The 9,437-nt window shown below is 51.1% G+C and carries 10 protein-coding genes and 2 pseudogenes; 7 read left to right on the forward strand and 5 right to left on the reverse strand.

Annotation, left to right across the window (positions count from 1 at the left end; all coding sequences use genetic code 11):
* Positions 1-14 precede the first annotated feature (14 nt).
* Genes B3A20_RS13475 through B3A20_RS13485 form a run of 3 tightly spaced genes read left to right on the forward strand, consistent with a single transcriptional unit; the run spans position 15 to position 3,643 of the window.
* The gene (locus tag B3A20_RS13475) at positions 15-1,424 is read left to right on the forward strand and encodes a lanthionine synthetase LanC family protein (protein ID WP_290765796.1); all 1,410 of its coding nucleotides are present in this window, start codon (positions 15-17) and stop codon (positions 1,422-1,424) included.
* A gap of 24 nt (positions 1,425-1,448) precedes the next feature.
* The gene (locus B3A20_RS13480; protein ID WP_290765799.1) at positions 1,449-2,222 is read left to right on the forward strand and encodes an SDR family NAD(P)-dependent oxidoreductase; all 774 of its coding nucleotides are present in this window, start codon (positions 1,449-1,451) and stop codon (positions 2,220-2,222) included.
* Positions 2,223-2,254: 32 nt separating this feature from the next.
* Positions 2,255-3,643, forward strand: a complete 1,389-nt coding sequence (locus B3A20_RS13485; RefSeq protein WP_290765802.1) for a lanthionine synthetase LanC family protein — start codon at positions 2,255-2,257, stop codon at positions 3,641-3,643.
* A 139-nt stretch (positions 3,644-3,782) separates the two neighbouring features.
* Here the strand turns inward: B3A20_RS13485 and B3A20_RS13490 are convergent, their stop codons facing one another.
* The 4 genes and pseudogenes from B3A20_RS13490 to B3A20_RS13505 form a co-directional block, all read right to left on the reverse strand.
* Complete coding sequence (locus tag B3A20_RS13490) at positions 3,783-4,586, reverse strand: LysR family transcriptional regulator (RefSeq protein WP_290765805.1); 804 nt, start codon at positions 4,584-4,586, stop codon at positions 3,783-3,785.
* Between the two features lie 66 nt (positions 4,587-4,652).
* On the reverse strand, positions 4,653-5,078 hold the full coding sequence (locus B3A20_RS13495; RefSeq protein WP_349680082.1) for an aldo/keto reductase: 426 nt from the start codon (positions 5,076-5,078) through the stop codon (positions 4,653-4,655).
* A 68-nt stretch (positions 5,079-5,146) separates the two neighbouring features.
* Positions 5,147-5,590, reverse strand: a pseudogene (locus tag B3A20_RS15570) (aldo/keto reductase); the annotation flags it as partial.
* 141 nt (positions 5,591-5,731) lie between these two features.
* A complete protein-coding gene (locus tag B3A20_RS13505; RefSeq protein ID WP_290765808.1) occupies positions 5,732-6,307 on the reverse strand; it encodes a TetR/AcrR family transcriptional regulator in 576 nt (191 codons plus the stop codon).
* Between the two features lie 143 nt (positions 6,308-6,450).
* On the opposite strand from B3A20_RS13505, the gene B3A20_RS13510 reads away from it, so the two are divergent.
* From B3A20_RS13510 to B3A20_RS13525, 4 genes are all read left to right on the forward strand, one after another.
* Positions 6,451-6,999, forward strand: coding sequence for an acyltransferase (locus B3A20_RS13510; protein ID WP_217651017.1), 549 nt, complete (start codon positions 6,451-6,453; stop codon positions 6,997-6,999).
* Between the two features lie 107 nt (positions 7,000-7,106).
* Complete coding sequence (locus B3A20_RS13515; protein WP_290765812.1) at positions 7,107-7,547, forward strand: nuclear transport factor 2 family protein; 441 nt, start codon at positions 7,107-7,109, stop codon at positions 7,545-7,547.
* A gap of 14 nt (positions 7,548-7,561) precedes the next feature.
* Positions 7,562-8,497, forward strand: coding sequence for an aldo/keto reductase (locus tag B3A20_RS13520; RefSeq protein WP_290765815.1), 936 nt, complete (start codon positions 7,562-7,564; stop codon positions 8,495-8,497).
* Positions 8,498-8,689: 192 nt separating this feature from the next.
* A complete protein-coding gene (locus B3A20_RS13525; protein ID WP_290765818.1) occupies positions 8,690-9,202 on the forward strand; it encodes a flavodoxin in 513 nt (170 codons plus the stop codon).
* Between the two features lie 9 nt (positions 9,203-9,211).
* Here the strand turns inward: B3A20_RS13525 and B3A20_RS13530 are convergent.
* A pseudogene (locus B3A20_RS13530) lies at positions 9,212-9,437 on the reverse strand (N-acetyltransferase); the annotation flags it as partial.

The following is a 9,437-nucleotide window of genomic DNA, read 5'->3' on the forward strand; positions in this document are numbered from 1 at the left end:
CAAGAGGTTTTTACATGAAATTAAAGTTTGTTCAGAATATTGAAGTCAAGCCCACGAAAAGCGTGGACGATTACCTGGAAGCCGTTAAGCAAATTGTCAAGTACTTAAAAACAAACGAAGTAGTCACTCCTCAGGGAAAGTACTGGAAGGTAAGCCCGGAACCGGGAAACGATTACGAAGGGGACCTCTTTTTGGTACCCAAGGGAATTTACGCAGGTTCTGCCGGAATCGGACAGTTTTTCTTGCAACTTTTTGAAGTCACTGGTGACAAGCAATATCTGCAAGAGGCTAAAGATGCCGCCGAATACATCTTGAATACTTACGAAGGACCTAGATTTTTCTCAGGAATCCTGGACAAGGCCGCCGGTGGAATTTGGCCCGTGAAAGGATGGGGCACAAGCGTCTATACGGCTCCAGCCGGTGAAGCCATTTTCTTGGATCAGCTTTACGCTCACGAAAAAGACGAACGCTACCGAAAGTTCCTGACCACGACCGCCGATGACGCCATTGCCGCCGGCAAGGACGATGGAAAGATTTTACACTGGTCCACGGAAGCAGACTTGATGGCAGATGCCTCCTATGCGTTCTTCTTCCTTTATGTCTACCGCAAGACCGGCGAAAGAAAATATCTGGACGCGGCAAAAAGAGTCATAGCATTTACGGACACACGAATCGTCCATGCCAAAGAAGGTGGAATTTACTACGACAACGTAGACTTGACCTTGGTGGGCTGGAAATCCAGAAAATCCGCCTTCCCGAATTTTTTGCACGGCGCCGCAGGTACCGCATGGCTGAACGTACTGCTTTACGAAGAGACCCAGGAAAAGGCTTACCTTGACAAAGCAAACAAAGTGGTGAAATATCTCTCCGCGATTGCAGAAGGAGATGAAAATGGAGCCATCGTTCCTTACCTCTATAATCCGGACTTGGGACGTTTCCATGACTTCTACTACCTTTCCACCTGCCACGGCCCCGTAGGGACCAGCGTTCTGTTCCGCCAACTTTATGAAGTGACAGGTGAAACAGAAAATCTGGAGTGGGTGGATATCTTGACCAAGGGAATACTGAAGGCTGGCGCTCCCCTAAAACACACTCCGGGTTACTGGAATAGCTACTGTCTCTGCTGCGGTGCACCGGGAGTATTGATCCACTTCGTGAAAACCGCCGAGCTGCTTCACAACGACGCCTATATCGAACAAGCAAAAATAACTGCAGACAAGCTTATCGGCGATTCCTTCAACGATGACAAGGGTCGCCGCTGGTACGCTGCGTGGACACGCAAAATTCCAGGCTTTGTGGAAACCTACACAGGTCTTTATTCCGGTGCCGCAGGTGCAGGCTCTTCGCTCCTGCATCTTTACGCCCACGAAAAGGGAATCCAGATTCAGACCGAAACACTCGAATACCTTTTCTTCAAGAAGTAGACTTTTAATCCAAAAGGAATTTCAATGTCACAAGAATTCGAAAATAAAGTTGTCTTGATTACTGGTGCCGCAGGCGGAATCGGTTCTGCGACGGCAAGGGCTTTTGCAAAAGAAGGGGCCAAGCTTTTTCTGGTGGACTTGAAAAAAGAAGGCTTGGAGAAAGTCAAGAAATCCTTGGGGCTTTCCGATGACCGCATCCAGATCAAGGAAGCCGACGTGACCGACGAAAGTCAAGTCAAAAGTTACGTGGAATCCGCCGAAAAAGCTTTCGGAAAAATCGATGTATTCTTTAACAATGCGGGAATTCTTTCCACCGGATTTGTCAGGGATACCGATGTTTCGGACTTAGAAAAAATTCTCAAGGTGAACGTGGTCGGAGTATTCCTCGGGCTCAAACATGTTATCCGTTCCATGGAAAAGACTGGAGGCGGATCCATTATCAATACCGGTTCCATTGACAGCTTTACAGCGGATCCTGGCGATGGCGTATATGCTGCATCCAAACACGCGGTCATGGCCATTTCCAAGTGCGCCGCTCTTGAAGAAGCTTCCAAAGGCATCCGCATTAATCTTGTATGTCCTGGCCCTGTACAAACAAGCATGATGGAACATTACGTAAGCGAAATTTATCCTGAAACGCCCGATGCACTCCAGGAAATTTACAACAAGCGTATTCCCATGGGAAGAGTCGCTCGCCCCAAAGATATTGCAAACGCAGTTCTATTCTTCGCAAGCGACCGTAGCACCTATGTAACCGCAACTAGGCTGGTGGTCGATGGCGGGTACAAGCACGAATAAAAGAATATAACGGATTCACACGGAGCGCATTTATGAAATTGACGATATCCCAACTGTTCAAAAAAAATTCTGCCGAAGATTACATCCACGCCGCCGAAGAAACAGCCCGTTGGATTCAAACGCAGGAAGTCCAAGAAAAAAGCGGCAAATCCTGGAAAATTTTTCCCGAAGGGCAAAATGGTCTTCAGGGAAGCCCCTTTTTAGGAAAACGGACCCTTTACGCTGGTGCCGCTGGAATCGGCTTATTCTTTTTGCGTCTGTATCAATTAACGGACAAAGAGGAATGGCTTTCCGAAGCCAAAGCGGCTGCAGAATATTTGCTTTCCAATCCGCTCGGAATAGACTATTACAAATCCGTCCAAAAGAAAATTGCCGACAATGCCGAAGGAGTACACGGCTGGGCTTTCAGCTACAAGGTCGGCCCAATTTCTGAAGGGCAATTCGTCTATGCCTTGTATAAAGTGACGCACGACAAGCGATACGAAGAATTCGCCATCAAACAAGCAGATATCTTTGTGGAAGCAGCCATCGGAGATGAGAAAGGCATCCACTGGAGTGACTGCCGCGATATTGTCGGCGATGCCGGCGGTATCGTTTATCTGTTGCAAGTGTACAGGGAAACCGGAAACAGGAGATATCTGGAAACAGCCATCCAGGCAGGGAAATATATCGAATCATTCGGGCATAAGGGTAAGCACGGCGGCACCTATTATGATTTGTATGACTTAGAACGGGCCGGGGAGGGCGAAAAGGGAACTGTCCATGTAAACTTTTCTCATGGCTCTTCTGGAACGGCATACCTTTGGGCCGTTCTATACGAAGCGACCCGAGACAAGCACTATCTGGATTTAGCAAATGACGTTATCCGGTATCTAGATGGAATTTCCATCGGCGATGAAAATGCAGTTCTGTTCCCCTACCAGGATCATCCCGAAAAAGGCGAGGCCGATTCGAGATTTTATCTTGGAATGTGCGGCGGTCCTATCGGTTCTTCTTTTGTTTTTAAAAAATTGTACGAAGTCACCGGCGACAAAACTTATCTAGATTGGATCCGAAAGCTTTCGAGAGGCTTGACTTTAAGCGGAGTTCCAGAACGTAAATCCTGGGGCTATTGGGGAAGCAAGTGTATCTGCTGCGGAGGCCCGGGTGCGCTGGAATACTTCGCCTCGTTTTTCCAGTTTACCGGTGATAATTTTTTCAAGGACGCAGCCGAACGAACAGCAAATGTTCTCCTTGGAGAATCCTTTGAAGAGAACGGCGGACGCACTTGGTACGGGGCCTGGGACCGCATCGCGCCAACCCGCGTAGTGAGCTATACAGGTTTTTACATTGGCGCGGCCGGTGCTGCAGGCGCGCTCCTTAAGTGGGCTGCAGTCCTACAAAGGAAGCCTGTCGCCGAATTCTTCGAGTATAACTTGTAGATGCTTAGGCCGTCTTCTCTAGAATATCCTGAAGCCATCATTACAAACAAATAACTTTGGTTTAAAACAACTGTTCCGCAAAACAGGCCACATTGCATGCGCGCTGTTTGTCGATAAGGCGTCCAGCGGGAAATAGACTCTACGCCAGCGTCACCATGAAAAATTCCACGTTCATTTCGCGGTCGGCGAGCGGCACAATCTTGCGGTCCTTGGGAATTTCGTAATCGAACTGGTGGTCCGAAACGAAGGTCAACAGCGAAGACTGCTCGATAAGCTTTGAAATGCCTTTCGTGCTGTCGTGCTTGATGAAGGTGACATCGGGAATTTTCTTGCGCTTGACCTGCTCCCAGAACCCTACGTTGCTGCGCTGGATAATGGTTTCGCCCTTGAGTTCCCGGAGCCGGATGGATTTTCGCCTGGCAAGCGGGTGTTTTTTCGGGAGCGCAATCGAGAGCCGCTCCTGCATGTATTTTTCGGCACGGAACTTCTTTGCACGAGGGGCCTTAAGCGTGATGCCGATATCCGCCGTGCCCTCGTTCAGCGCCTTCAGCACGCCCGCCTCATTGTCGATAATCTCGTAAGTGACTTGCGCGCCGGGGTATTTCTCCTGCAGTTCCTGCACCATCCGCATGGCCGGGAGAATGGCCACCGATGCGATGGAGTACGTGCGCGTACCCGCTCCCTGCGGGCTTACTTTTTCCATCATCTCGCCCTGCAAATCCATGATGCGCTTAGCGTATTCGGCAACCGTGCGACCCTTCTCGTTCAGCTCGATGCGGTTCTTTTTGCGTTCGAAGAGCGGAGCACCGATTTCGTCTTCCAGCTTCTTGAACGCGCGGCTCACCGCCGGCTGCGAAGTGTAGAGCTTGTCCGCAACGGCCGAAAGCGTCCCGTATTCCAGGAACCCGGCCAGCAATCGCAAGATGTAAGTCTCGACAAACATAAAAAGCCCCTTTTTGGGGAGAATATAATAAATCCGCTATGCGTCAAGTGAATAGTGGGGCTATTTTCACCAGTTTTCGTAGCGGTGTCCCGTATCGAGGGCGGCAATTTGCTTCATTTCGTCGTCCGTCAACTCAAAGTCGAAAATCGATATGTTTTCTGCGATGTGGTCAGGGTTCTTGGAGCCCGGAATGGCAATGTAGCCCGATTGCACATGCCAGCGCAACACCACCTGTGCGGCCGATTTCCCGTGGGCCTTCGCTATCTTTGCGACAACCTTGTTCCCCAAAACGTCTTCGGTGTGGCCGCGCCCGCCTAACGGGTAATAAGATTCCACCACAGCTCCATAGCGTTTTGCGTATTCCTTGAAGTCCGTGTTCTGGTAAAATACATGGTTCTCGTTTTGCACCACGGCAGGCTTGATTTCGAAATCAGCAAAAAAGCGCTTCGCCGTCTTTTCGGTGTAGTAGTTCGAAATGCCGATGGAACGGATTTTTTCGCCTTCACCGCACGTTCCATAGCCTTGTAAACCGCCTTGTCCTCGGTGTCACTCCCGTGCTGGTGCAACAGCATCAAATCAATATATTTGAGCCCCAGCTTTTCGAGAGAGTCGTCGATGTCTTCATCCAAGGAGTTGCTCCACGGCACCAGTTTCGACGTCACGAACAAATCTTCGCGCTTCACGAGCCCATCGTCAATCGCCCGGCGGATTCCCCTACCCACGGCTTCTTCGTTGTCGTAATATTTTGCCGTATCAATCAATCGATACCCGTTCTTGATGGCGACATAGACTGCATCTTCTGCCACCTTGCCGCGCAAAGTCCAAGTGCCAAGCCCGAGAACCGGCATATCGAAACCCGAATTCAACTTGACCGTTGGGGCCGCCCCTTTGCTATTCTGCACGATTGAATCTCCTTTGTCCGAAACTTTCGGCATAGCCTGCGACGCAGCATCGCTCGAACACGCCATGAACAGGAAAACGAACAAGAAACTGAACCACCTCATGCCCTAAAAATAACCAAATCCCGCCGCAAATCAAAATACTTATTCCGCATAAAAGATATGCTTTGAAGGCATAGGTGGGAGAAGCCTCCCCCTCGCTCTCCTTCGTTGGCTCAGGGACCAGGCAATGGAACGCCCAGCTTTTTACTCCTTGTTCGCGAAAGCCTTGATGCCGCCTTCCATGAGGGTCGCGGCGAGGTCAATCATTTGTTTAAGCGGGATTTTGCGGCCGTCTTGTACCCACTGGCGGTATAGCGCAAGCGTGGTGTTGTTGAATGCCCGTATGATATTCTGGATGCAGACCTGCTTGGTGTGGAGTCGCGTCGTTTTGGAATGGGTGTGGGCCAAGACCTTGCGTTGCATGGGTTCGCGCACGTAGTCCAGGCGGCTGTCGCAGGTGATTTTCTTGAAGAACTCGTCTTGCGATTCCATGAACTCGAAAAAGGAGCGCACGATTTCTTTCTGGTTGTCGAGGTAGTTGTAGTCCTTCACGAGCTCAATATAGCGCTCCATGTAGCCCGCTTGGATTTCGCGGAGCACGTCGTCGGTACTTTCGTAGTGCAGGTAGAACGTGTTGCGATTGATCATGGCGCGGTCGGCGAGCGCCTTGACGGTAATCTTTTCGTAGGGCATTTCGCAGACCATCTGCTTGAATGCCGTGTAGATGGATTCCTTGGTGCGCCTGATGCGCAAATCTTCTTTGTGTGCGGCTGGTTTCATGCCGTAAAATATACAAAATAATTTGCACTTTCTAAACATCTGTCGCTTATTTTGCACTAGCCTATAACTTGCCATTTGAATTCGGGCCAAAACAATCTATAATTCAAGTGTAAACAACAAGAATGCGCAAGCAAGGAGCACTTATGGACTGCAAAGAAGAAATCGTCGATTCCCGAATCCCGGACCCCGAGGCCTTTGAAATCGGCTCAAAGAACGCCCAAATCCTGTTCAAGCTGAACCACACCATGCCCATGACCGAGGAATACGGCAAGGTGGTCAAGGAACTGTTCGGCGACAATATCGGCGAAGGGACGATGCTCACGGCTCCGCTTCAGGGCGTGTGCTTTGAGCGTGTGAAAATCGGGAAGAACGTGTATATCGGCAGCAACTTGCTCTTGATGGCCCGAGGCGGCATCACCATCGAGGACGGCGCATGGATTGCGGCCAATGTGCAGTTGCTTTCGAACAACCACGACCTTTACGACCGTGCTGTTTTGCAGTGCAAGCCCGTGCTTATCAAGGAAGACGCTTGGCTTGGTGCGGGTGTTTCCGTGTTGCCCGGCGTGTGTATCGGCAAACATGCCGTGGTGGGCGCAGGTTCCGTGGTCACGAAGGACATTCCCGACTACGCCGTTGCCGTGGGCAGCCCCGCCAAGGTGGTGCGCATGCTCGATCCGGAAAAATTTGCTTAATCGCGGCGCATGCCGCAAGGAAAACCAAAATGAAAAAACTCGTTACACTTTTAGCTGTCGCAGCGGCATTTTTGTTTTCTGCTTGCGACTGCAACAAGGAGACTCAAATGAAAAAGGAAGAACTTATTGAAAAGCAGGCGTTGAAAGAACTGGTGGACACCTTCTCGAATCTGGCCGACATGCGTGATACCAAGACCCAGAGCACGCTTTTTACCGAAGATGCCACCATGACTTCCATCGTGGGCGGAAACGCCTCTACGCTCAAGGGGCGTGACGAAATCGAGAAAGCCTGCGCCAAGTTCCTCTCGCTGTTCGATACGGTTTACCATTCCAACGGCCAGCAGGTAGTGACCATCGATGGCGACCGAGCCAAGGGCGTGTCTTATTGCACCGTGATGCTCATCGGGAAAAACGCGGAAGGCGTGCGCACGCAGAATTTACAGGGAGTCCGTTATGAGGACGAATACCAAAAGATTGACGGCAAGTGGTATATCGCAAAACGCACTTCCCATTTTGAATGGTCCGATGTGCGCCCGGCGGGAAATTAATAAGGAGAACCAAAATGAACAAGACTGTTGCTATGATGCTTTCGACGGCGGCGCTCGCTGCTGCGGCGGGGACAGCCTCCCCGAAGGTGAAACCTGTCACCATCCCGTTGAACGACGGGCGTGCCATTCCGCAGTTCGGGCTCGGCACTTACAATTCTTCGGTGGCCGAGGCGAAGGACGCATTGGCGGTGGCGCTCAAGCTCGGCTACAGGCACGTGGACACGGCTCACGCCTACCGCAACGAGCGTGGCGTCGGCGCAGCCGTGAAGGAGTCGGGAATTCCCCGCGAAGAAATCTGGATTACCTCCAAACTCTGGCCCACGGATTACGACCACGGCAATGCCGCTGAATCTATCGACAAGATGCTGGAGCGCCTGGGTGTGGATTACATCGACCTGGTTTACCTGCACCAGCCTGTGGGCGACTACATGGCGGGCTGGCGCGGCCTCGAAGAGGCGGTGAAGCAGGGCAAGATCAAGTCCATCGGGATTTCGAACTTCGACATGGACGAGCGTGCTTTCGACGAAATCATCGCGAAGGCAAAAATCAGGCCCGCCATCGTGCAGATTGAACTGCACCCGTATGCGCAGCACAAAGCTTTCCGCGAAAAGTGCAAGAAGCTCGGCATCGCGGTGGAAGGCTGGTTCCCCCCGTTGGGAGGCTCCGGCGGCAACGCGACCCTCTTTGGCGACAAGACCATCAAGGAACTGGCGGCAAAGTACAAGAAGTCGCCCGCGCAGATTATCCTCCGCTGGCACGTGCAGGAAGGCTTCTCCACGATTCCCGGCGCACGCAACCCGGATTACATCAAGGAAAACATCGAGGTCTATAACTTCAAGCTTTCCGAAGACGACATGAAAAAGATTCGCGGCCTAGACAAGGAAAAGCGCTTCTTTACCTCGACCCTTGCCGAAATCCAGCATTTCAAGGACTGGAACCCCGGCGACTAAAGACCTTCATTGTCGCCGACCGTTTGCCCACTATGCGCTACACGCATAGTGGGCATAAAAATTACGCATTACGCGGACGTCCTGAATTTATTTATATTATAATCAACCGGTTCAAGGAAATTTTTAACAGAAAAGGCGGATCCCATGAAAAAAATCACCTTGATTCTTTTATCACTTCTTCTAGGAGTCTCTATGGCAGCAGAAAAGAAAATCCTCGTCGTTTACTATTCCCGCGCTGACGAAAACTACTCCGTCGGGAACATTTCCAAGGGCAATACCGCAATCATTGCCGAGATGATTGCGAAAAAGACGGGCGGCACGCTTTTGCACGTGGAACCCGCGAAGGAATACCCCAAGGGCTACGACGACTGCATCAACGTGGCCAAGAAGGAGCTTGCGCAGGACGCGCGCCCGGCCATCAAGCCGGTGAACGTGAACCCCGAAGAATTCGACGAAATCTACGTCGGCTATCCGGTGTGGTGGGGCGAGATGCCCATGCCCATGTTCACCTTCTTCGAGAAGTATAACCTGAAGGGCAAGACAATTCACCCGTTCGTGACCCACGAAGGCAGCGGCCTTTCGGGTGTTGCCCGCCTCAAGAAAGTGACCGGCGCGAACGTGACTGCGGGCCTCGCCATCTACGGACACGTGGCCCAGAACGAACGCGAAAAAGCCCAGAAAGAAGTCGATAAGTGGGTGAAGTAGGCTTGCGCCTTAGTTAGAATCGCCAGTCTGCTTCTTTTTCAATTCAATTAAATCGAAATACATCAGACGACTGTTCAATGGCCTGTCAGGACCGAGGCAACGAAATTCGCGTTCTTGTTCTTCGGTGCTGAACAAGAATTTGAACTCGTTGTTCTGGTAAAACTTGAGATTCCGTTCCTTGTTGTAGGAATCTACCAGCAAAAAACGGCAACCGGTCTTGTTAAGCGGGTCAACG

The organism is Fibrobacter sp. UBA4297 (assembly GCF_002394865.1).
Taxonomy (GTDB): domain Bacteria; phylum Fibrobacterota; class Fibrobacteria; order Fibrobacterales; family Fibrobacteraceae; genus Fibrobacter.

What these genes read in the sequence shown, in the direction of transcription:
- B3A20_RS13485 (WP_290765802.1), top strand. Translation starts at nt 2,255, where the DNA reads ATGAAATTGACGATATCCCAACTGTTCAAAAAAAATTCTGCCGAAGAT.
- B3A20_RS13525 (WP_290765818.1), top strand. Translation starts at nt 8,690, where the DNA reads ATGGCAGCAGAAAAGAAAATCCTCGTCGTTTACTATTCCCGCGCTGAC.
- B3A20_RS13510 (WP_217651017.1), top strand. Translation starts at nt 6,451, where the DNA reads ATGGACTGCAAAGAAGAAATCGTCGATTCCCGAATCCCGGACCCCGAG.
- B3A20_RS13505 (WP_290765808.1), bottom strand. Translation starts at nt 6,307, where the DNA reads ATGAAACCAGCCGCACACAAAGAAGATTTGCGCATCAGGCGCACCAAG.
- B3A20_RS13520 (WP_290765815.1), top strand. Translation starts at nt 7,562, where the DNA reads ATGAACAAGACTGTTGCTATGATGCTTTCGACGGCGGCGCTCGCTGCT.
- B3A20_RS13515 (WP_290765812.1), top strand. Translation starts at nt 7,107, where the DNA reads ATGAAAAAGGAAGAACTTATTGAAAAGCAGGCGTTGAAAGAACTGGTG.
- B3A20_RS13475 (WP_290765796.1), top strand. Translation starts at nt 15, where the DNA reads ATGAAATTAAAGTTTGTTCAGAATATTGAAGTCAAGCCCACGAAAAGC.
- B3A20_RS13480 (WP_290765799.1), top strand. Translation starts at nt 1,449, where the DNA reads ATGTCACAAGAATTCGAAAATAAAGTTGTCTTGATTACTGGTGCCGCA.
- B3A20_RS13490 (WP_290765805.1), bottom strand. Translation starts at nt 4,586, where the DNA reads ATGTTTGTCGAGACTTACATCTTGCGATTGCTGGCCGGGTTCCTGGAA.